At 73.7% G+C, this 20,439-nt stretch carries 20 protein-coding genes; 4 read left to right on the plus strand and 16 right to left on the minus strand.

Annotated elements, in window-relative coordinates:
- Positions 1-9 precede the first annotated feature (9 nt).
- From Ani05nite_RS28165 to Ani05nite_RS28185, 5 genes are all read right to left on the minus strand, one after another.
- A complete protein-coding gene (locus Ani05nite_RS28165; protein ID WP_203773286.1) occupies positions 10-777 on the minus strand; it encodes an SDR family NAD(P)-dependent oxidoreductase in 768 nt (255 codons plus the stop codon).
- Between the two features lie 4 nt (positions 778-781).
- On the minus strand, positions 782-2,404 hold the full coding sequence (locus tag Ani05nite_RS28170; protein ID WP_203773288.1) for an alpha-amylase family glycosyl hydrolase: 1,623 nt from the start codon (positions 2,402-2,404) through the stop codon (positions 782-784).
- A gap of 84 nt (positions 2,405-2,488) precedes the next feature.
- Positions 2,489-3,499: a 1-aminocyclopropane-1-carboxylate deaminase gene (locus tag Ani05nite_RS28175; RefSeq protein ID WP_203773290.1), complete on the minus strand. Its 1,011-nt coding sequence runs from the start codon at positions 3,497-3,499 to the stop codon at positions 2,489-2,491.
- A 59-nt stretch (positions 3,500-3,558) separates the two neighbouring features.
- Complete coding sequence (locus Ani05nite_RS28180) at positions 3,559-4,701, minus strand: polysaccharide deacetylase family protein (RefSeq protein WP_203773292.1); 1,143 nt, start codon at positions 4,699-4,701, stop codon at positions 3,559-3,561.
- A 106-nt stretch (positions 4,702-4,807) separates the two neighbouring features.
- A complete protein-coding gene (locus Ani05nite_RS28185; protein ID WP_203773294.1) occupies positions 4,808-5,476 on the minus strand; it encodes a hypothetical protein in 669 nt (222 codons plus the stop codon).
- A gap of 347 nt (positions 5,477-5,823) precedes the next feature.
- Between Ani05nite_RS28185 and Ani05nite_RS41975 the strand changes: the two genes are divergently transcribed.
- On the plus strand, positions 5,824-7,056 hold the full coding sequence (locus tag Ani05nite_RS41975; RefSeq protein ID WP_203773296.1) for a hypothetical protein: 1,233 nt from the start codon (positions 5,824-5,826) through the stop codon (positions 7,054-7,056).
- A gap of 3 nt (positions 7,057-7,059) precedes the next feature.
- On the opposite strand, the gene Ani05nite_RS28195 is transcribed toward Ani05nite_RS41975, so the two are convergent.
- From Ani05nite_RS28195 to Ani05nite_RS28230, 8 genes are all read right to left on the minus strand, one after another.
- Positions 7,060-8,142 (minus strand): S8 family serine peptidase, encoded by a 1,083-nt coding sequence (locus tag Ani05nite_RS28195; protein ID WP_203773298.1) that lies wholly within the window; start codon positions 8,140-8,142, stop codon positions 7,060-7,062.
- The gene (locus Ani05nite_RS28200) at positions 8,139-9,371 is read right to left on the minus strand and encodes a hypothetical protein (RefSeq protein ID WP_203773300.1); all 1,233 of its coding nucleotides are present in this window, start codon (positions 9,369-9,371) and stop codon (positions 8,139-8,141) included. The genes Ani05nite_RS28195 and Ani05nite_RS28200 overlap by 4 nt, the downstream gene beginning before the upstream one ends.
- Positions 9,368-9,787: a hypothetical protein gene (locus Ani05nite_RS28205; protein ID WP_203773302.1), complete on the minus strand. Its 420-nt coding sequence runs from the start codon at positions 9,785-9,787 to the stop codon at positions 9,368-9,370. The genes Ani05nite_RS28200 and Ani05nite_RS28205 overlap by 4 nt, the downstream gene beginning before the upstream one ends.
- A gap of 143 nt (positions 9,788-9,930) precedes the next feature.
- On the minus strand, positions 9,931-10,257 hold the full coding sequence (locus tag Ani05nite_RS28210; RefSeq protein WP_203773304.1) for a hypothetical protein: 327 nt from the start codon (positions 10,255-10,257) through the stop codon (positions 9,931-9,933).
- On the minus strand, positions 10,254-11,414 hold the full coding sequence (locus Ani05nite_RS28215; RefSeq protein WP_203773306.1) for a WXG100 family type VII secretion target: 1,161 nt from the start codon (positions 11,412-11,414) through the stop codon (positions 10,254-10,256). The genes Ani05nite_RS28210 and Ani05nite_RS28215 overlap by 4 nt, the downstream gene beginning before the upstream one ends.
- Positions 11,411-11,725: a type VII secretion target gene (locus Ani05nite_RS28220; protein ID WP_203773308.1), complete on the minus strand. Its 315-nt coding sequence runs from the start codon at positions 11,723-11,725 to the stop codon at positions 11,411-11,413. The genes Ani05nite_RS28215 and Ani05nite_RS28220 overlap by 4 nt, the downstream gene beginning before the upstream one ends.
- Entirely contained in the window at positions 11,722-12,090 is a 369-nt protein-coding gene (locus Ani05nite_RS28225) for a YbaB/EbfC family nucleoid-associated protein (protein WP_203773310.1), read from the minus strand. The genes Ani05nite_RS28220 and Ani05nite_RS28225 overlap by 4 nt, the downstream gene beginning before the upstream one ends.
- A 31-nt stretch (positions 12,091-12,121) precedes the next feature.
- Positions 12,122-13,420, minus strand: coding sequence for an AAA family ATPase (locus tag Ani05nite_RS28230; RefSeq protein ID WP_203773559.1), 1,299 nt, complete (start codon positions 13,418-13,420; stop codon positions 12,122-12,124).
- A gap of 109 nt (positions 13,421-13,529) precedes the next feature.
- Between Ani05nite_RS28230 and Ani05nite_RS28235 the strand changes: the two genes are divergently transcribed.
- The 3 genes from Ani05nite_RS28235 (at position 13,530) to Ani05nite_RS28245 (ending at position 17,345) form a co-directional block, all read left to right on the plus strand.
- Positions 13,530-14,543 (plus strand): beta family protein, encoded by a 1,014-nt coding sequence (locus Ani05nite_RS28235; RefSeq protein WP_203773312.1) that lies wholly within the window; start codon positions 13,530-13,532, stop codon positions 14,541-14,543.
- A gap of 48 nt (positions 14,544-14,591) precedes the next feature.
- The gene (locus Ani05nite_RS28240; protein WP_203773314.1) at positions 14,592-15,449 is read left to right on the plus strand and encodes a bifunctional DNA primase/polymerase; all 858 of its coding nucleotides are present in this window, start codon (positions 14,592-14,594) and stop codon (positions 15,447-15,449) included.
- Between the two features lie 90 nt (positions 15,450-15,539).
- Positions 15,540-17,345, plus strand: a complete 1,806-nt coding sequence (locus tag Ani05nite_RS28245; protein WP_203773316.1) for a SpoIIE family protein phosphatase — start codon at positions 15,540-15,542, stop codon at positions 17,343-17,345.
- On the opposite strand, the gene Ani05nite_RS28250 is transcribed toward Ani05nite_RS28245, so the two are convergent.
- From Ani05nite_RS28250 to Ani05nite_RS28260, 3 genes are read right to left on the minus strand one after another with little or no spacing between them, the layout of a single operon-like run.
- On the minus strand, positions 17,325-18,788 hold the full coding sequence (locus Ani05nite_RS28250; protein WP_203773318.1) for a hypothetical protein: 1,464 nt from the start codon (positions 18,786-18,788) through the stop codon (positions 17,325-17,327). The two genes, Ani05nite_RS28245 and Ani05nite_RS28250, sit on opposite strands and share 21 nt — an antisense overlap.
- Complete coding sequence (locus Ani05nite_RS28255) at positions 18,785-19,846, minus strand: hypothetical protein (protein WP_203773320.1); 1,062 nt, start codon at positions 19,844-19,846, stop codon at positions 18,785-18,787. Before Ani05nite_RS28255 ends, Ani05nite_RS28250 begins: the two co-directional genes overlap by 4 nt.
- Positions 19,843-20,427 (minus strand): hypothetical protein, encoded by a 585-nt coding sequence (locus tag Ani05nite_RS28260; protein WP_203773322.1) that lies wholly within the window; start codon positions 20,425-20,427, stop codon positions 19,843-19,845. Before Ani05nite_RS28260 ends, Ani05nite_RS28255 begins: the two co-directional genes overlap by 4 nt.
- Positions 20,428-20,439 lie beyond the last annotated feature (12 nt).

Consider the following 20,439-nt stretch of genomic DNA (forward strand, 5'->3'; position numbering starts at 1 on the left):
CTGCCGACGTCAGGCCTCCTCCGGATCGCGACCCTGGGCGGCCCGGCCGCCGTCCACCGGCAGCACCACCCCGTTGACGAAGCTCGCCGCCTCCGACAGCAGGAACGCCACCGCGTCGGCCACCTCGGCCGCCCGTCCGATCCGGCCCACCGGGTGCAGCAGCCGGATCTCCCGCGCGAAGTGCTCGGCCCCCGCCGCGTCCAGCCCGGCGACGTGCTCCGCGGAGCGCTCGGTGGCGATCGAACCCAGCGCCACCGCGTTCACCCGGATGCCGCGCGGTCCGTAGTCGACGGCCAGCGCCCGGGTCAGTCCCTCGATCGCCGCCTTGGCGGTGGCGTACGCCAGCGCGCCCCGCACCGGGCGCTGCGCCTGGTGCGACGAGACGTTGACGATCGCGCCGCCGCCGCGGGCCAGGAAGTGCCGGACCGCCACCGCGCTGCCGGTCACCACCGGGTCGAGGTTGCGCCCGATCAGGGCGAGCAGCTCGGCCGGGCCCGCCTCGTGCAGCCACGCATCGCGGAACACCGCCGCGTTGTTGACCCAGCCGGCCAGCGGGGCGGCCGCCTCGGCGACGGCGGCGGCCCGCTCGGCCACGTCCGGGTCGGCGGCGTCGCCGAGCACCGGCAGGATCCGGTCCGCCGCCGGGTGCGCGCCGACCCAGTCCAGCGCCGCCGGGTCGAACTCCAGCACCGCCACGGCGTCGTGCTCGCCGGCCAGCCGTTCGACCAGGGCCCGGCCGACCCCGCGCCCGCCGCCGGTCACCACGTAGGAGGCCACGCCGTCAGTCCGGGGAACCGACGGAGGCGAGGGCCAGGACGCCGTAGCCGAAGCCGGCCACGGTGAGCCCGTCCGGCGACACCCGCACCCCGGAGGTCCACACCGGAGTGACGCCCACGGTGTCGGGTCCGGTCAGTGTCGCGGCCTCACGCCGCGGGTTGACGACGACCAGGTACGCCTCCCCGCGCACGTAGGCCAGCGGATATCCCTCGTGGACGACGCGCGTGCTGCCGCGGCCACCCAGCGCCGGGGTGGCCCGGCGCAGCGCCACCAGCTCACGGACCAGGGCCAGGGTCGAGGAGGGATCGTCCTCCTGGGCGGCGACCGTGGGCCGGTCGGCATCGGGGTCGACGGGCAGGTACAGCCGCTCGGGGTCGGCCGTGGAGAAGCCGGCGTTGGGCCCGTCGCCCCACTGCATGGGGGTGCGGCACCCCGCCCGGTTGTAGGCCGGGTTGCAGATCGCACCCTCCACATCGGGCATCCCCGGCAGATAGCGCATCCCGATCTCGTCGCCGTAGTACAGCGACGGCACGCTGCCCCAGGTGAACAGGAACGTCAGCGCGGCGCCCAGTTGCTCGCGCGTCCGGGGTCCGGTGCGCAGCCGGTTGAAGTCATGATCGGCGGTGGCCAGGACGATCGGCCGGCCCGGGTCCGCCTCGCGGGCCCGCGCCCAGGCGTCGAGGAACAGCCGGGTGCTGCCCCGGCCGGCCGCGTCGAAGAACGGCTCCCGCGGCTCCTGGAACGGCAGCAGCCCGGCGCTGTGGTTGTCGAAGAGGCTGGCGTGCTCGGCCAGGATGACCAGGAAGAAGTCGGCGTGGAAGGCGAGCGGCCGGCCGGTCCGCGGCTCGGCGCCCTCGGGCAGCAGCACCGCCTCCGGGTACGCGACGTCCAGCCACTCGCGGATCTCGCGCCACAACGCGGCCGACTGGGCCACGCCCTCGGCCCACAGCTCGTCCTTGACCAGCGAGAACGCCATGTCCACGCGGAAGCCGGACACGCCGCGGTCCAGCCAGTAGGCCATCACGTCCTGGAGCGCCTGCCGGTTGCGGCGCGGCCCCGGCGCGTCGATCGCGGCGCGCCACGGCTCGTTGTCCGGGCGGGCGACCCAGCCGAAGTTCAGCGCGGGCTGCTCGTCGTAGAAGTTCTTCAGGTACCAGCCCTTGCGCGGCCCGGGCGAGCGCACCCAGGCCGGCGTACCGGGGATGTCGACGGCCCATTCCCGGGCCGGCAGGTCGTCGACCCAGATGTAGCGGTCGCCCGCCGGGTCCGGCCCGTCGGCGGCCAGCTCGGCCCGGAACCAGGGGTGCTCGATGGACGTGTGCCCGGCCACGAGGTCGAGCAGGACGCGGATGCCGCGCTCGCGCGCCCGGGCCACCAGCTCGACCATGTCGTCGTTGGTGCCGTACCGCGGCGCGATGGTGAGATAGTCCGCCACGTCGTAGCCGGCGTCGACGAAGGGCGAGACGAAGCACGGGTTGAACCACACGGTGTCCACGCCGAGCGACGCGATGTGGTCCAGGTGGTCGATGACGCCGCGCAGGTCCCCGATGCCGTCGCCGTCGGAGTCGGCGAAGGACTGCGGATAGATTTCGTAGATCACCGCATCCGCCAGCCAGTCACCACCCATGGGCGCCATGGTAACCACGCCGGGTGACCGGTCACGGGGACAAGCGGGCAGCGTGACCCGCTCCGGGCCCGGCCGCCGCCGATTTCAGACGATGGCGCTGTACGCGTTCAGCGCCGGCTGGCCGCCCAGGTGGGCGTAGAGGACCGTCGCGTCCCGGCCGATCTCGCCCCGGGTGACCAGGTCGATCAGGGCGGCCATCGACTTGCCCTCGTACACCGGGTCGGTGATCATGCCCTCGGTGCGGGCGGCCAGCCGCATCGCCGCCAGCGTGGCCTCGTCGGGGATGCCGTAGATGCCGGCGTGGTAGCGGTCGTCCAGCAGGATCTCGTCGTCGCGCAGGTCGCGGCCCACCCCGATGAGCGCGGCCGTGGCGCGGGCGATCCGGGCCACCTGGTCGTGGGTCTCCGCCGGCTTGGCCGACCCGTCGATGCCGAGCACCCGCCGCGGCCGGTCGTCGCCGAGCGCCGCGAAACCGGCGATCATCCCGGCCTGGGTGCTGCCGGTCACCGAGCAGACCACCACCGTGTCGAAGAAGACCCCGAGCTGCGCCTCCTGCTCGGCCACCTCCCGCGCCCAGCCGGCGAAGCCGAGGCCGCCGAGCCGGTGGTCGGAGGCGCCGGCCGGGATCGCGTACGGCTTCCCGCCGCGCGCCTCCACCTCCGCGATGGCCTGGTCCCAGCTCTCCTTGAAGCCGATGCCGAAGCCGGCCCGCACGAGCCGCACGTCGGCGCCGGCCAGCCGGCTGAGCAGGATGTTGCCGACCTTGTCGTAGACACTGTCCGGCCAGTCGACCCAGCTCTCCTGGATCAGCACGCACTTCAGCCCCGCGTACGCGGCCACGGCGGCGACCTGGCGGGTGTGGTTCGACTGCACGCCGCCGATCGACACGAGCGTGTCGCAGCCCTGGGCCAGTGCGTCGGCGACCAGGTACTCCAGCTTGCGGGTCTTGTTGCCGCCGTACGCGATGCCGGAGTTGCAGTCCTCGCGCTTGGCCCAGATCGCCGCGCCGCCGAGATGGCGGGTGAGCCGGTCCAGGCGGTGCACGGGCGACGGCCCGAACAGCAGCGGGTACCGGTCGAAGTCGTCAAGCGGCATGGCAGCTCCTCAGTCGGGTCCTGCCGACCATGCTGCCAGCGCTTCCGGTGCGCGCGCGGTCACTTGAGCGGCTGGAGCTTCAGCTTCTTCCCGCGCACGGTGTCGATGATCCGCTGCAGGCCGGCCGCGGTGTGCTTGCCGTGGCCGTGCATGAGGATGACGCCGCCCGCGCCGACCGGCGGCGAGCGGTGGTCGCCGTACTTGATCCGCTCCGCCATCACGGCGGCCGACGGCCCGTCCCAGTCGTAGGTGTCCATGGTCCAGCGGCACAGCTCGTACCCCTGGCCGCGGGCGACGTTCTGCAGGCGGGTGGTGAACGCGCCGGCGCCGAACGGCGGTCGCAGCAGTTTCGGCGTACCGGTGGCGGCCGTGCCCCCGCCGATCTGCTGGACCAGCTTGGTCCGGCCCATCCGGCTCAGCGCCGGGTGGGTCGCGGTGTGGTTGCCGATGACGTGCCCGGCCGCCTTGATCGAGCGGAACAGCGCCGGGTTCCGGCGGGCCCAGTCGCCGCGGAAGAAGAACCGGGCCTTGACGTTGTTGCGCTTCAGGGTGGCCAGGATCGAGGTGACCTGGGCCGTGCTGCCGCCGTCGTCGAACGTCAGCCAGACGTTGCCGGTGGTGTTACCGCAGCGCTCGATCCGCTGCAGGTCCGCCGGGGTCATCGGCTCGGGCGAGGCCACGCCGTCGGCGACCACGGGGCGCGAGCCGGTGCCGGAGACCTTTCGCACCACGCGGCCCGTCGTCACGACCGCGCTGCCGCGCACCCGGTAGCTGCCGGGCGTGGCCGGCAGCCGCAGGTAGCAGGTGCGACTGGCGGTGCTGCGGACAGGATTGCGCCAGACCGGGCCGGCGCAGGTGACGGTGCTGCCGCCGGTGCCGGTCGCGGAGACCGCGACCTTGGCGGATTTCGGTACGCCGTAGACGGTCACGATCGTGGGGACGGTGCCGCCGGGGCTGTCGTACTGGGGTGCGCCGACGCCGATCCGCAGGTCGGCTTTCGCCGCCGCCTGCTGGACCGCGGGCGCGGGCGCGGCCCGCTGGACCCGCTTGGGCGGGGCGGCCGGCGCGGCTGAGGCCCGCTGGGCGCTCCCGGCTGTGGCCCGCTGGGCGCTGATCGTGCCGCCCGCCGCGACGCCGTGGCCGGCCACGGCGAACAGCAGGCCGGCGACGGCCAACGTGGTGACAACCCTGGAACGGCGCACGACGACTCCCCCGAGATCAAGATCGGTGACTCTAGCGCCGGGGCCGCGACAAAGCGACCCGCCGCCTGCGGGGGACGCGGGCGGCGGGCCGGATGGGGGGCGTGCGTCAGGGGAACTGCATGCGGCGCGGCCGCGGGATCACCGGCGGCGGCAGCGGCAGGTCGGCCAGGTGGCTCCAGTTGAGCGAGCCGTTGTCGGTCGACTTGATCTCGCCGAGGCAGGCGCGCAGCAGACCCAGGTTGGGCGCCCCGGCGAACCCGGCGATCACCACCTCCGGCGTCGGATCGATCCGCGAGATCGCCGCGCAGATCTTGGCGACCTCCCGCTCGTCGACGGCGTCGAGCGGCAGCGGCGCCTCGGCCTGCGAGCGCCGCCAGGGCGGTCCGAACCGGCGCAGCAGCTCGCGGGCGAGCCGGCCGAAGGAGCGTCCCACCTCGGCGTCCGCCATGGACATGCGGGCCGACTGGCCGTAGCACCACGGCACCACCACGTGGCCATTGATGACGACGAGCTGGTAGACCGACCGCGGCACGCTGATGATCTCGGCGCCCGGCAGGGTGCCGAGAAAGAGGACCAGCTCCTCGTACGGCAGCGGCCACCGTGGGTTGGCGAGCATTCGTTCGGTGGTCGTCGTCATGGCGGGGTGAGCATTGACCTCACGGTCGATTGCGGTGCTCAACGCTTCGGGAACTCGGGTCCAGAGCTCAGCGGCGACCTTGTCACCGAACTGCTCGACCACCCACTCGCTCGGACCGACCAGAACGTCTGGGCGCATGCGGTACCACCACCGTCCGTGTCGCTGGCGCTACTTCTGGCTAGAAGAGTTCCACTCACGGAGATCGACAGGAAGACAATTCCCCCGAGATCTTAAAAACGTCCATGAATGAAAGCGGGCCGGAAGACCAAACCGTTGCGGCGTCATTGGAGCAGCAGGTCCGTGACCGAGGAAACGTGCAACTTGCAGGCCGAACCGCCGTGCAAGTTGCAGGCCCGCCACCTCGGTCAGTCCTCTATTTGACAGTGAAGCTCTCCCATATTTCGAAACGATGACGGGTCCGCGAACAGCAACCGACAGTGATCAAGCCTCGTCGGCGGGCCCGCCAGCGGGTAACGTGCCCGGCTGTGATCGACCCGGCCGGCACCACCGCGGCGCCGCCCCGGCGCACGGACCGCTGGTTGGCGCTGTTCGGCGTGCTGGCGCTGCTGTGCGGAGGCGTCTTCGCGGTCAGCATGGCCCGCAACCGCGCCCTGGCGGGACGCGAACAGCACGCGCTGCGCATCATCCGCACGGCGCTGGACCGGCAGGGCGCCGCGCTGCTGCACGGCGACCGCGGCGGATGGCTGCGCGACGTCGACCCGGCCCTGTCGGCGGACCTGCTGCGGCTGTACGCGAACCTGCGCGGGCTGCAGGTGTCGGGCTGGCTGCCCCGGGCCCGCCAGGTACGGACGGGTCCGAGATGGTCGGCGGACGTCCAGATCCGGGTGTGCTTCTCGACGCCGGCCTGCCCGCGGACACCCGAGACGTACGTGCCGGCCGGGGACGTCATCTCCGCCCGTACCGAATGGCTCATCTCCGGCGACCGGGCCGTCCTGACGGCCTTCGACCAGACCGGCGCCGACGGCTCGGTGCCGTGGAAGAGAGCGGCGCTGACCTTCGCCACGGGCCGGCGCGTGGTGGTGGCCGCCGTGGAAGAACTGAAGGAGACGCAACCGCAGGCGTGGCTGCCGGCGGCGGAACGCGCGGCGCAGGTGGCGGACCGCTACGCGGTGACCCGGCCGCGACCGGGCCGGTACGTCGTCTTCCTGGCCGGCGAACAACACTGGCGCGAAGCGGTCGGCGAGGACCGCGACGCAGCGGCCTTCGTGGACAGAACCAGCAAGGAAACGGCCTTCGCCATCATCGACGCGACGGCCCTGGGCGCCGACCCGGACGACGAACGGCTGCTGCGCCACGAATTCGGCCACATCGCCACCCTGCTCGGCACGCTCGGCAACCGCGACGAATGGGCGGTCGAGGGTTTGGCCGAGTACATCGCGTACGCGGGAACGCCGGTACGGTCGTACGAGCTGGTCGACGACGCCCGCTGGCACGTCGAACACCGGAACTGGACCGGCCGGCTCGACCTGGAGTGGTCGGCCGAGCCGGCGGAACGGTTCGGCTACTACGCGATGGCGTTCCTGGCGATGCGCTGCCTCGGCGAGACGTACGGGGAACCGCGGATGCTGGGGTTCTTCACGCGGGTGGTGCGGGAGGGCGCGGCGCCGGCGGAGGCGGCGGAGGCGGCGCTGGGGGTGGGGTGGGAGCAGGTCGAGAGCACGTGCCGACCGAAGATCCTGGCCTGGCTCAAGCCGTGACGGTCACCGGCGACGCAGCCCGGCGACCAGGGCGATCACTACGCCGGCCAGCAGGAGGACGCCGAGGCCGGCGATCGCGAGGCGCGGCAGACCCTCATCACCGCCCCGCGATCCGGCTATGACGTCCGGCTCGGCGGACGTGGTCGGGCCGGGCGCAACAGTTGCTGCTGCGGAGAGCGCGCCCACCACATCGAGCTCGCCGAAGCCGTAGGCGTCGTCGCGCCCCGGGTCTCCCTTGTCGACCGCCGTCGACTCGAGAACATCGACGACCTGGGCGGCGGTGAGCGCGGGGTACTCGGCCCTGATCAGAGCGGCTGCCCCGGAAACGATCGCGGTGGAGACGCTCGTGCCCTCGACCCGCTGATACTCCCGGCCGGGATCACCGTTGGCCACGGCGATGTCGACGCCGGGCGCAGTCAGATCCAGCTGCGGACCCCGGTGCGAGAAGGCCGCCACCTTGCCGGCCCGATCCGTCGCCCCGACCGCGAGGACCTCCGGGTAAGCGGCGGGGTACTCGCTGTCGGTCCCGACCTCATCGTTGTTGCCGGACCCGCCGACCAGCACCACGTCGGAATCAGCCGCCCGCTTGACCGCCGCCGCCAGCCCGTCGCTCCCCGCTGTGAGGAACGACATGTTGATCACTTTGGCGCCGTGCTCGACCGCCCAGTCGATCGCCTTGGCAACCACCAGAGGGCTCCCGGCCGGCGAGACAGGCAGAACCTTGGCTGCGGGCGCGACACCGAGCACGCCTCGATTTCCGGAACGCCCTCTAGCCGCGATGATGCCGGCGACCCCGGTCCCGTGGCCCTCCAGATCTTCCCGACCGTCGCCCTTTCCCAACACGTTGTAACCGGGAAGCACGGCACCCTTCAAATCCGGGTGCCCCGCCCAGACGCCGCTGTCGATAACGGCAACCGTGACGCCCTCTCCCTGGGTGATGCGATGAGCCTGCGCGATGCGGAGACTCTGCAGATACCACTGCTCGTCGCGGTGCTGATCCGCGGAGGCCGGCGCGGGAGCCGCCAGGATGATCGCCAGGCCGATGGACGTCGCGGCCGCCAGTCGACGCCCGGCGACCGCCCTCACTGCCGCCACCCGATCACGCCCGGGCCAGGATCATGCCGGTACCGCACCCGGGAAGGCTCGATCACCGGCGTGACGCCCTGCTCGGTGGCCCAGAGATTGTCGGGATCGAATCCGGCTTCCCGGCCATGTTCTGCGTTTCGGCCACGACTTCCCGGCGCCTGCGTCCCCGGGATCATCGAGTTCTGCGTCCGGGCGCCACGGCCAGCCGAGCCGCGGGCTCCCCGGGCATTCGGCTGGCCGGCCGCCGGCGGAAGCCAGGAAGGCGGGGCGGGCTTCACGGCCGGGGCACCGCCTCGGCCGGGCATGCTGCCACCGAACCCGGACCCCGGAAGAACCCGTCCTCCGCCCCCGAAGGCGGTCCGTCCGCCGGCACCCCCGGTGCCGCCGATGACCAGACCCGGAACGGTCGGGACGATCGCGGACCCGGTCCCGACCGGCGGCAGCGGCGCACTGGCAACCGGCGACACAGCGGGTGCCGGCGCGATGACTCCGGCCAGCGAGGGTCCGGCTGGCGCCGGTGTCACGTCGGCGGGACCAGGAAGCGATTCACCACCCTGACCCGCGGTGCCGGGATCCGGTAGCGGAGGAGGAGGGCTGTGTGGCACCTCGACGCGACCACCACCGGACCCGCTTGCGGCAAACGGCGTCGCGCTCGCCCCTGGCCCAAGACCGCCGGGGCCACCGATCGGACGGTCCACGTAGGTCCGAGGTCCGAACTCGTAGATATCGGGCGCCACGATGACGTTGTCGGGCTCAGCCACGATCCGCTCGACGTGACGCATCTGCTCGCGCGCCTTCTCGTCGAGCTCGTCCTCGGCGTGGTCCCACCACCCGGGCACCCAGTCGTCGCTCTTCTCCCGGTAAGTCTGGTAAAGCGGTTCGATCTTCGCCTTCGCCTGTCGCAATGCCTCAAGAACCTGTCCCAGGGCGGCGGCGTTGGCATCGGCGATCTTCTTGTTCTCCGCCATGTTGAAGAGCAGATCGTCCATCAGGTCGACGAAGGCGGCGGAGGCTTTGTTCTGCTCCGGCGGCCACGCCTCGATCAGCTTCTGCTTGGCCGCTTCGAGCCGCGACCGCTGGTCCTTCAGCAGGCCCGCCATCGAGCCCAGCGCGGCCACCTGCCGCCAGGATTCCGGGTCGTCCTCGTTCTCGACCATCGCCCAGATCCGCGGCGTGTTGTAGGACGACCACGGCGTCGCCCCCTTCGGAAGGAACGTGCCGTCGCTCATGGCGTTTCTCCGTCGTACCGGACGTCGGGCACCGGGCGGCCACCGGAGTGCCGGGCCGCCTGCGCCTGCCGCGTCGCGGTCGTCAGCAGATAGTTGATGTTGTTGAGGCTGCGGGCCGACTGGTCGTCCACGGCCCGGTAGTCGTTGGCCGCCTGCTCGGCGGCTTCGGCCAGAATTTTTGCCGCCTCGACGAAGCGGGTCAGGTTGGTGAGCGAGTTGGCGAGCGCCCGGGCGTAGTTCTCCTTGGTCGCCAGCACCACCTCGCTGGCGTTCCTGGTGCCGAAGGTGATCCCCGCGGAGAACGACTGCCGGGTCCGGTCCACGTCCAGCGGATCGACCTCTTCGGCGTAGAACCGCACGTCGCCGGCGAACTCGGTGAGGCCGCCGGTCTCCACGTCTATCGAGCCGTCGCTCATCGCTGCCTCCCTCGCCGTTCGAGCCGCGAACCCGAACCGTTCGAGCCGCGAACCCGAAGAGGATACCGGCGCGGGCCGACACTCCGTCACCCCGCGCTCACGGCCGCTCTCCGACATGGACACGTCCGAGGGCTCTCACTGGTTCAGGCCGGTTTGACGCCGCCCACGTCGGAGACGAGTTCGCCGAGGAGGTTCAGCGCTTGGGAGCGGCTGGTCAGTTCTGCCGGCAGTTCCTGCTCTGCCGCGGTCAAGAGGTGCTCACCGATCAGCGTGCGGAGTTCCCGCGCTGCCCCGGGCCCGAAGTCCTCCAGGCCGAGCCATCCGAGGTTTTCGCTGACGACCTCTTTGATACCGGCAGCGACCTTGGGATCGGTCACTCGTTCGGCCAGGAACCCGAGTGTCCAGTCGAACAGCCAGCCGGCCGCCGACCATCGGACCTGTGGCGTCACGGCGATCGTGCCTGCCATCATCGACCCACAATGAAGCAGCGGGGCCCGAGCTGATTGTCCGCGATGAAGCGCTCCACCTTCGCCACCTGCTCCGGAGTGAATCGAGCCACATCGACAGGCACCACGTCGGCCTTCTCCAAATGATCCATGATCTTGCTCTGGAGGTTCTCCCACTGCGGGTCGAAGAACCGAGCATCGAAATTGCCGACAGAATCATATGTCTTGCCCTCCGCGTCGACCCAATCCACATTCGGGTCCTCGGAGCGCCGCAGCTCGATCCCGAGTGCCTGCTCAACGCGTTGTGCGGTTTCGACTTCCTCGGGTCGGAGCTTTCCGACGGCCGGGTCCATGCCCAGCGCCCGCAGCCGTTCCTCCTCGTTGCGCGACGGCTCCTCCGGCCTCTTGACCGGCTCCCCGGTGCCGGCGCCCTTGCCCGGGGACGCCCCCTTGAGGTCGTCGACGTCGCGACCCAAACGCGTCACGGCCTCCCCGAGCCGGCGCAGACTCGCGATCAGCGACCGCAACCACCGAGCGATCCGAGCCCCCCAAGCCGCACAAAGGCTCGTCACCTGCTCCACCACCAGCGGCGTAGCCAGCCCCGCCGTCGCGATCAGCTCCCCCGCATACGCGATCAGCCGCGACACCACCGTCGCCACCGCGTCGCGGACCAGCAGGCGGACCGTGCCGATCAGCGTTCCCGCCGCTGCCGTGATCGTGGCCGTCGTCTCCGCCGCCCGGGCCAGGCAGCGCAGGGTCAGCTCGCGGCGGCCGGACCATTCCCGGTATGCCGTCGCGGCCGCCCCGGACCACTCGGTGAGGTCCGCCTCGACCGCGTGGGCCAGCGCTTCCGCCTCGGCGGTCAGGGATCCCGCGACGTTGCGCCAGGTCGCCGCTTCGGCCGCTATCCGGGCCGGGTCGCCGGCCAGCCAGTCCAGGGCCTCCGACAGCGGTCGCACGTGGTCGATCAGCCAGGCGATCCCGTACTGCAGCAGCGCGCCCACCGGGTCGGACACCAGCGCCAGGGCGTCGAGGCCGGCGCCGGCCAGCCCGAGCGTGCCGGCCAGCCAGCTGCCGTTGTGCACCCCCTGCGCGACCAAATCGATGTCCTCGGCGATCCAGACGCCCGCCCAGGGGCTCGGCTCGTCGATGCTGCTCGCGACCAGGGGGTTGACCGTCACATGGCGTCCCGGATCCCCAGCAGCGCCTGTCGGCGGCTCTCGTCGGTCGCCTCGTACTCCGCCGCGGTGGTGCGCAGGCGGGCGCCGGTGTCGTCCAGCGCGGCGGCCGCCTCGCGGATGCCGTCGACCACGACGTCCTGCAGGGCGCCCAGCATGACCGGGACCATGACGCAGAGTTTCCCGTACGCGTCGGGGCCCGGCCGGACCGCCGCGCCCGCCTCCGCCGCCGTGGTCACCTGGTCGGCGATGGCCTCGACGTGGCCGGCGTGGGCCGTGAGGTCCTGGGGGCGTACCCCGAACTCGCCGGTCACGGCTGCCGCCGGCGGAACGACGCGATCACGGCCCGGCCGGTCTCGGAGTCGGCGCCGACAGTCTCGTCGGTGACCACCGTGACCTGCTCCGTCAGCTCCTGCTGGGCGGCGGCCAGCGTGGCCAGGATCTGCCGGGCGGTCTCCGCGGCCGGTTGCCGGCGCACTCCCTCGTCGAGCTCCAGGCCGGTCAGCGCGCCGTTCGCCCCGACGGTCACCGTGATCAGGCCGTTGTCGCTGCGGGCCGAGGTGGTCAGCTGGGCCAGCCGGCCGGCGAGCTCGCGGGCCTGCGCCGCGCGCTGCTCGAAGCCGGCTTGCCAGTCGTCGACGCGGCGCTCGGCCGCGTCCAGGTCCGGTCCATCGAACATGGACCCCACCGTAAACGCCCGGTACGACAGTTCACGAAAGGGTGGCCAGGTGGGCCAGCACGGACTGGTTGGCCTCCCAGCCGTCCGGGAACTTCACCGGCACGCCCAGGTGCACCGGTTCGGTCGACGGGTGGGCGTCCAGCAGCTCCGCGATCCCGGCCCGGGCCACCACCACGCAGGCGTGCCGGTGCCGGGACGTCAGCACGCACAGCCGGCCCGATTCCAGGTGGAACGCGGTCGCGTCGCGGCGGCCCGACAGCGGGTGCAGCACCACTGTCAGGTCGTACTCGCGGCCCTGGAGGCGGTTGGCCGTGTCCACGGTGATCTCGCGGGCGGACGCCGGCAGGAACGAGCGGATCGCCGCCACCTGGTCGCGGTGGGCCGCGCCGATCGCGATCCGGTCCGCGGTCAGGGGCGCCGCGCCGGTCTCCGACTCCGCCAGCGCGCCGCGGGCCAGCGCCCGCGCGGCGATCAGGGCGCAGGCCGCCGCGGCCTCGGCGTCGGTGCGGACGGTGAAGCGGGCCGGCAGTTCGTGCAGGCCCCAGCCGGTCGCCGCGGCCACGTCGAGCACCCTGTCCAGCTCGGTGGTGGCCGGCTCGGTGAAGGTCAGCCGGCGGTCCGCCGGGCCGGTGCCCGAGCGGAAGCCGGTGAAGGGGTAGAACGCGGCCGCCACCACGGGCGCCGCCGACGCCGGCAGGCGCCAGGAGACCGGCAGGCGGTGCACCGGCAGCGTCGGGTTGTGGCGCAGCAGCACCGCCACCGCGCTCTGCATGGGATCCCAGCTCAGGCCGGTCCACCGGTCCACCTCGACCGTCGAGAACGGATCGAGCTGGCCCGGGTCGCCGACGAACAGGGCGCGTTCGAAGCGGGGCGCCACGCGCAGCAGGGCGTCGGAGCGCATCTGGTACGCCTCGTCCACGATCGCCCACGGCCAGGTGCCCTCGGTGACCGTGGCCCACTTCGCCGCGGTCCCGATGGTCACCGGGGGGCCGCCCAGGTCCGGGACCTTCGCGCCGACGCGGCAGGACGGGTGGTGGCGGACACGTTCCGAGGCCACGTAGTCGACCGCCGACAGCCGGCCCACCGGCAGCTCCGGGTGCTTGGCCCCGAGCCGTTCGATCAGGTCGTCCACCTGCTCGTTGGTCTGCGCCACGATCATCAGGGACGCGCCCGTGGCGGCGAGCACGCCGGCCGCGCGTACCACCAGGGTGCTCTTGCCCGCGCCGGGCGGTGAGTCGACCACCACGCCGCGCTGCTCGCAGGTCGCGAGGTCGCGCAGCACCGCGTCGACGACGCGGGCGGCCGCCGCGGCCGGGGGCTCGGGGGACATGGTCACCGACGCACCGTATCCGGTCATCCCGGGACCCCGGATCTTCCCCCAAGGTGATTAAATCGCTCCACAATGTCACTCGTCGGATATCCGACGCTACTTTAAGTGAATGACCGATGGGGTGTACCGTCCGATTCTTCGGCCCCGGCGGGGTGAACTCGCCGCCCTGCACCACCTCGACGCCGTGGCCGCGGGCCGGGTCATGCCGATCATCGAGCTCTCCCCCGGCGACCGCCTGCCCCAGCTGCTCCGGCAGATGCCGCCCCGCACGGGCGCCATCGCCGTCGACCTGAGCGCGGCCGACGAGCCCGCCGACCCGCTCTGTTCGCCGCCGCTGGATCTCGCCGAGGAGCTCGCCGACCTCGGCGTCGCCATGCTGCCGGTGCTGCGGGCGTACGACAGCCGTCGCCGGCTGGCCGAGCACGGGCTGGCCGCGCGCATGCACCTCGGGCGGGCCGTGCTGCGGCTGCAGCCGCACCGCGACGCCCACAATCCGGCCACCGCGACCGCCACCGCCGAGCGGCTGCTGACCGGGGCCGGCCTGGACGCCGAGCGGGTCGACCTGGTGATCGACCTGGCCGAGACCGCCTGCGCCGCGCACGCCAACCGGTTCGAGGAGCGGGCCCGGCACGTGCTGCGCTGGGCCCGGACCGCGCCATGGCGCTCGATCAGCGTCGCCGCCGGGGCGATGCCGCCCAACCTGGACGACCTGCCCACCGACGAGGCGGTGCCGGTCGGCCGCCTCGACGCCCAGGTGTGGGCGCGGTTGTCCGAGCCGGGCATCGGCTACGCCGACTACGGCGTCACCTCACCGGTACGGCGCCTGGGCATCAGCCACCGCCAGCTCCCGACGCTGCGCTACACCGCCGAGCGCGACTGGTGGATCTACCGGTGGGCCCGGCGCGGCGCCCGCAGCGACGACCGCTGCCACGACCTGTGCCGGACGCTGGTCGGCTCGGCGCAGTGGCCGTCCGCCGGCGCCCGCTTCTCCTGGGGCGACGCGCAGATCGCCCGGCAGGCCCGCAGCGCCCGCGGCGGCGGCAGCGCGGCCAACTGGATCGCCTGGAGCACCTCCCACCACATCGCCCACGTGCTGCGGGCGCTGCCGTCGGAGGCCGCCTGATCCCGTCGCGGGCTGCGCCGCCGGCTTCTTGTTCGTACACTTGTGCCAATGCTGCTCGACGCCGCGCTCGCGTACGCCCGGCACGGGATTCCCGTCCTGCCGGTGCACTCGCCTGCGGCGGACGGCTCCTGCTCCTGCGCCCGGCCGGAGTGCGAGCGCCCGGGCAAGCATCCGCGGCTGCGCCACGGCCTGACCGACGCCAGCGTCGACCCGCGCCGGATCGAGATGTGGTGGGCCCGCTGGCCGGCGGCGAACGTCGGGCTGCGCACCGGCATCGTGATGGACGTCGCCGACGTCGACTCGCCGGGCGGCTGGCACGGCCTGCGGCACCTGCTCGGCGACGCGATGCCGGTGGGCCCGCAGGTCCGCACGGGCGGCGGCGGCTGGCACTTCTGGTTCCGGCCGCTGGGGTACGGCAACCGCGTCGGCCTGCTGCCCGGCGTCGACTGGCGGGGCGCGGGCGGCTACGTCGTCGCGCCCCCGTCCCGGCACGCCGACCGCACCACGTACTACTGGGTCACCGGCCCCGGCGCCGCACCCCCCGAGGCGCCCGCCGCGCTGCGGGAGCTGGTCGCCGGCCCCGAGCCGCCCGGCCGGCCCGGCGGCGGCGACCGGCGCGGGATCGTCCACCCCGACCGGTACGCGTCCGTGGCGCTGGCCGCCGAGGCCGACCGGGTGGCCCGCGCGCCGGTCGGCACCCGCAACGACACCCTCAACCGCGCGGCTTTCGCGCTGGGCCGGCTGGTCGGCGCGGGCCTGCTCGACCCGGCGCTGGTGACCGGCGAACTGGCCGCGGCGGCCCGCCGGGCCGGGCTGGGCCGGACCGAGACCACCCGCACCATCCGCTCCGGGCTGACCGCCGGCCGCCGCCAGCCGCTGGACCCGGGACGGCGCAGCGTGGCGTGACCGCCGGCCGCCGTTCGCCGAACTGCCGACCCGGCGAACGGCGGGTAATCTGGCTTGTCGGACTGTCGGGGGGCGACGGGTGGAGGGTGCATGGCCGAGGACGTCGAGGCTGCCGCGGCACAAGCGGACGGTCTGAGCGATCCTGCCCGCCTGCGGTCCCTGCAGCGCGTCTGCGTCGGCGCCGAGCCCGACGAGGCCTTCGACCGGTTCGCCGGCCTGGTCAAGCGGCTGCTCGACGTCCCGGTGGCGCTGGTCTCCCTGGTCGACGACCAGCGCCAGTTCTTCCCCGGCCAGGTCGGGCTGGCCGAGCCGTGGAGCGCCAAGCGGGAGACGCCGCTGTCGCACTCGTTCTGCCAGCACGTGGTCATCGAGGGCGAGGCCAAGGTGTTCCCGGACGCGCGGATCTACGCGCAGGTCCGCGACAACCTGGCCATCCCCGACCTGGGCGTGGTCGCGTACGCGGGGATGCCGCTGACCGACGCCGAGGGGCGCACGCTGGGCTCGCTCTGCGCCATCGACACCAAGCCCCGCGCCTGGCGCAAGGCGGAGCTGGAGACGCTGCGCGACCTGGCCCAGGCGTGCTCGTCCGAGTTGCGCCTGCGCATCTCCCGCGAGCTCGCCGAGGAGGCCCGCCGGTACGCCGAGGGCGCGCACGACCAGCTCGCGATGCTGGCCGAGCTGACCGAGACGCTGGCCACCACCACCGACATCGACGTGGCCCTGGGCGAGCTGGGCGGCGCACTGACCCCCCGGCTGGCCGACTGGTGCCTGATCTCGCTGATCGGCCCGGACGGCATGCCCCGGCACGTCTCCGCCGCCCACCGCGATCCGGAGCGGGCCGGCGACGTGCAGCGCTTCGCCGAGCTGATGGCCACCGGGCTCAACGCCAAGTCGATCGTGCTGGCGGTCCAGCGCACCGGCCGGCCGATCCGCCGCGACGGCGAGACCGCGGCGCACATCCTGGAGCGCACCACCGATGCCGAGCTGGCCACCCTGGCGGAGCGGCTGGGCTACGCCTCGTTCCTGGTCGCGCCGATCACGGCGCCGGTGAGCCACCGGGTGCTGGGTTCCCTCACGCTGGTCAACGGGCCGTCCCGGGCGGCGTTCAGCGAGGGCGACGAGCGGACCGGCACGGACATCGGCCGCCGCGCCGGGCTGGCCATCGACAACAGCCGGCTCTACCGCCAGCAGCGGCACGTCGCCGAGGTGCTCCAGCAGAGCATGCTCACCGAGCTGCCGACGATCAGCGGCATCGAGCTGCACGCCCGCTACCTGCCCGCGCAGGACGGCGCGGCGGTCGGCGGCGACTGGTACGACGCCTTCGCCCAGCCGGACGGGTCGGTGATGCTGGCGGTGGGCGACGTCTCGGGCCACGACATCGAGGCCGCCGCCACCATGGGGCAGCTGCGCAACCTGGTCCGCGGCGACGCGTTCGGCCGCGACGACGAGGCTGGCCCGCTGCTCAGTCAGCTCGACAAGGCCCTGCGCGGGCTGCGGGTGCCCGCCGCCGCCACGGTCGTGCTGGCCCGGCTGCGCCGCGACGACGACCGCTACACGCTGGCGTTCTCCAACGCGGGTCATCCGCCCCCGCTGGTGCTGATGCCCGACGGCTCGGTGGAGGTGTGGTGGACCACGCCGGAACCGCTGCTCGGCCTGGTCTCGCGCCACGAGCGCGCCACCCACCGGCGCACGATCCCGCCGGGCGCGACCCTGGTGCTCTACACCGACGGCCTGGTCGAGGCGCCGGGCCGGCTGCTCGACGACGGCATCGCGCTGATCGAGCAGGTGCTGCGGGACAACCCGGCAGTGCCGGGCGAGGAGCTGTGCAGCCGGCTGCTCGAGGCGGCCAGCCGCCGCGCCGACGACATCGCCCTGCTACTGATCCGCCTGCTCTGACCCCGGGGTGAAGGCCGGCGGCGGCCCGCCGTGGGTCCAGGGCGTCTGGTCCGGGTCGGGAAACGCCCCGCCCGGCCGGTACGCCTCGCTCAGCGTCGTCAGCAGCACCCGCTCACCCACCGCGGGCACGCTGCCGGGCTCGGCCACCAACTTGCGGCCCATGCCGCCGGAGAGCTCCAGCAGCACCTCGGTCCGGTCCGCGCCGGCCGCCGTCACCGAGATCACCAGGGCCTTCTGGCTCGGTCGCTGCGGCGAGGTCAGCGTGGCGCCCGGTTCCACCCGGACCGGTTCGCCGGTGACCACCATGATGCGCGGGCGCAGCACCGGCCGTTTGCCGGTGTCGTCGATCCGGTCCGCATTGGCCAGGGTCACCTCCCCCGCGAAGGCCGCGCCGACGAGCCGGTACTCCGCCATCACCAGGGGGTCGTCGAAGGCCCGCTGGACCGCGTACCGGGTGGCCGCGCTCTCCAGCCGGTGCAGGCGGGCCGCCGCCGCCACCGCGCCGTCGCGGCGGGGCTGGGGCGGGCCGCCCTCGGCCAGGTGCTGCACGAAGCCGGAGTACGTGTCGCGGTCGCTGTCCCACCGGCCCGCCACCCGGGCGCCGGCCGGCAATTCCCGCAGCAGGTCGAGGGTGCGCCACATGAGCTCCCAGGTCGGCAGCAACTGCGCGCGCAGCACCTCGGTCAGGGCCGCGACGTCCGGCTCGGCCGTGGACATCAGCGGGGCCAGCACGTGGTTGTCGAAGGCCGGGTCGGTGGCCGGCCCGGCCGGCGGGGACAGCGCCGGATCCTCGGCCGCCCGGGCCGCCTCGGCGCCGGTGCGGCCGGGCGGCGGCGAGATCCAGGCGAGCAGGGCCGCGAGCTGGGCGTCCTCCGCGCCGCTCTGCCCGGTCGCCCAGTGCAGGCCGAGCGCCTGTACGGCGTTGAGCAGCAACGACGACCCGGGCATCTCGGCGGCGTGGGCGAAGAACGTGAGCCAGCGCCCGAGCAGCGGGACCGACGGGGGCACCGCGTACTCACCGTCGATGCTGCGGAAGCGCGTCGACCGGCCGAACAGCCGCAGGAAGTCGACGCCACCGGTGTTCGGCACCCAGAGCTGCGGCGCGTCGGTGAACCGGTGCCGCACGTCCCGGCCCCGGTCGACCGCCACCGCCTCGGTCGCGGCGGTGAAGCTGTCCACGTACGGCAGCACGATGCCGGCCAGTTCGGCGGCGAAGGCGAAGCGGTGGTCGCGGTTGCGGGGCTGGGCCACGATCAGCAGCCGCGGCGCCGACCGCTCGGCGCCCACCAGCGCGGCCAGCGGGGCGTGCGCCTCCCCGGCCATGGCCAGCGGGATCAGCACCAGCGGCCGGGGGTGGACGTGCAGGTGCCGGACGGTGGCGATGGGCTGGGCGCGGCCGTCGGCGTAGGCCTGGGCGCGGGCCAGGGCGGTGAGCGTACTCACGCCAGCTCGGCCCGCAGCCGGGCCGCGGCCCGCAGCAGCGCCGCCGCCTCGACCTGGTCCTCGGCCGGCTCGGCCGTGCCGGCGGCCAGCGCCAGCGCCTCGGCCACGGTGTCCACGCCGCCGAGCGCGTCGCGGACCGGCCGGCCGAGCGCGGCGGTGCTGCCCGCGGCCTCGTGCCGGCAGTAGACCGCCAGCTCGCAGGCGGACAGGCACTCGGGGGCGTAGCGGGCCTCGACGTGGCGCAGCGCGGCGGTCAGGTCGGCCGGGCCCAGCGCCAGGTCGAAGCTGACCGACCCGGGCAGGGCGGCGGCCAGCTCGGACACCGAGGCCAGCCGGGCGAGCTGGCGCTGCAGGGTGGACAGCTGTTTGCGTACGTCGAGGACCACCGCGGCCGGCTGGAGCGAGAAGTTCTCGGTGCACACCAGCACGACGTCGTGGCTGACCAGCGTGGGGTCGTGGCCCAGCTCGGCGAGCAGCCGGCGCAACGCGAGCACGTAGACGGCCGCCTGCACGGCCGCCGCGGAGACCTTGGCGCTGTCGGCCTGCCCGTCCACGATCGCGAACGACTTGATCTCCACTACGTGCAGCCGGCCCTCGATCTGCAGGGCGATCAGGTCCGGTTCCAGGAAGACCCGCTGACCGGCCACGTCGAGGGTGAGCAGCGGGTGGTCGATCAGGGCGGCGCCGGCCGCGCCGGCGAGCAGTTCCCGGGTACGCCGGTGCCGGGCCGTCAGCGTGTCGTCGTCGTCCTCGCCCAGGTCGTCGTACCCGCCGGCGGCGTCCAGCTGCAGGCACTCGGTCAGCACCTTGCGCAGCAGGGCGCAGTCGTCGGCCTTGAGCATCGCCTCGAAGCCGTTGCCCCGGGCCAGGGCGAACCGGGACTGGCCGAAGCTGCCCGGGAAGCCGATCCGCTGGGCCAGCTTCGGCTTGTCGACGCCGGCCGCGTCGAGCACGGCCCGCCGGGTGCAGCCGGGGTTGCCGGTGAGCGCGGCGATGGTCCGGGCGTTGTGCCGCTTCGGCGGGGTGCCGCCGCGGAGTCGGTCGAGGCCGGCGGTCACGCGCGGCCCCGCTGGTGCGGCACCCGCGGCACGCCGAAGAGCCGCTGTCGCTCGTCCAGGGCGGCCCAGCGTTGCACGGTCTCGGCGGCCAGCGGCACTTCCGGGACGGCGGCGAGGGCGGTGCGGGCGGCGTCGGCGAGCGCGGCGGGGTGCTGCACCGCGTACGCCTCCGGGCCGCCGGGCACCTCGTCGGCCAGGCGGCGCAGCAGACGGGTGGCGGCCAGGCCGGCGGCCTCGCGCATGGCGACGAACTCGGCGATCCGGACGATCGCCGCCAGCAGGTCGGCCGGCGGGGTGGCGACCCGGCCCTCGACCGGCCAGGCCGACAGCGTGAGCTGGCCCCGGGCCGCGGTCAGGTCGGGTCGCAGCGCCGGGCAGATGCGCCACGCCGTGGGATCGCCGGCCGGGTGCGCGCGTTCCTCCTCCCGCAGCAGCGCGACGAGGGCGGCGACGGTGAGATCCCCGTCGAACAGCGCGCCGTGCACGTCGGCGACCAGGCGGCACGAGGCGGGCGCGCCGATCAGCAGCAGGGCGCGGCGGGCCTGCTCGCGGGTGCTCGGCAGCGTGCTCAAGCGGGTCATGGGCGGCCGCTT

This window comes from Actinoplanes nipponensis (genome assembly GCF_016862275.1).
GTDB lineage: Bacteria > Actinomycetota > Actinomycetes > Mycobacteriales > Micromonosporaceae > Actinoplanes > Actinoplanes nipponensis.

Excerpts from the sequence above, each read along its gene's own strand:
- Ani05nite_RS28170 (WP_203773288.1), bottom strand. The coding sequence starts at position 2,404 with ATGGGTGGTGACTGGCTGGCGGATGCGGTGATCTACGAAATCTATCCG.
- Ani05nite_RS28175 (WP_203773290.1), bottom strand. The coding sequence starts at position 3,499 with ATGCCGCTTGACGACTTCGACCGGTACCCGCTGCTGTTCGGGCCGTCG.
- Ani05nite_RS28185 (WP_203773294.1), bottom strand. The coding sequence starts at position 5,476 with ATGCGCCCAGACGTTCTGGTCGGTCCGAGCGAGTGGGTGGTCGAGCAG.
- Ani05nite_RS28200 (WP_203773300.1), bottom strand. The coding sequence starts at position 9,371 with ATGAGCGACGGCACGTTCCTTCCGAAGGGGGCGACGCCGTGGTCGTCC.
- Ani05nite_RS28205 (WP_203773302.1), bottom strand. The coding sequence starts at position 9,787 with ATGAGCGACGGCTCGATAGACGTGGAGACCGGCGGCCTCACCGAGTTC.
- Ani05nite_RS28210 (WP_203773304.1), bottom strand. The coding sequence starts at position 10,257 with ATGATGGCAGGCACGATCGCCGTGACGCCACAGGTCCGATGGTCGGCG.
- Ani05nite_RS28225 (WP_203773310.1), bottom strand. The coding sequence starts at position 12,090 with ATGTTCGATGGACCGGACCTGGACGCGGCCGAGCGCCGCGTCGACGAC.
- Ani05nite_RS28230 (WP_203773559.1), bottom strand. The coding sequence starts at position 13,420 with ATGTCCCCCGAGCCCCCGGCCGCGGCGGCCGCCCGCGTCGTCGACGCG.
- Ani05nite_RS28235 (WP_203773312.1), top strand. The coding sequence starts at position 13,530 with ATGACCGATGGGGTGTACCGTCCGATTCTTCGGCCCCGGCGGGGTGAA.
- Ani05nite_RS28240 (WP_203773314.1), top strand. The coding sequence starts at position 14,592 with ATGCTGCTCGACGCCGCGCTCGCGTACGCCCGGCACGGGATTCCCGTC.
- Ani05nite_RS28245 (WP_203773316.1), top strand. The coding sequence starts at position 15,540 with ATGGCCGAGGACGTCGAGGCTGCCGCGGCACAAGCGGACGGTCTGAGC.
- Ani05nite_RS28260 (WP_203773322.1), bottom strand. The coding sequence starts at position 20,427 with ATGACCCGCTTGAGCACGCTGCCGAGCACCCGCGAGCAGGCCCGCCGC.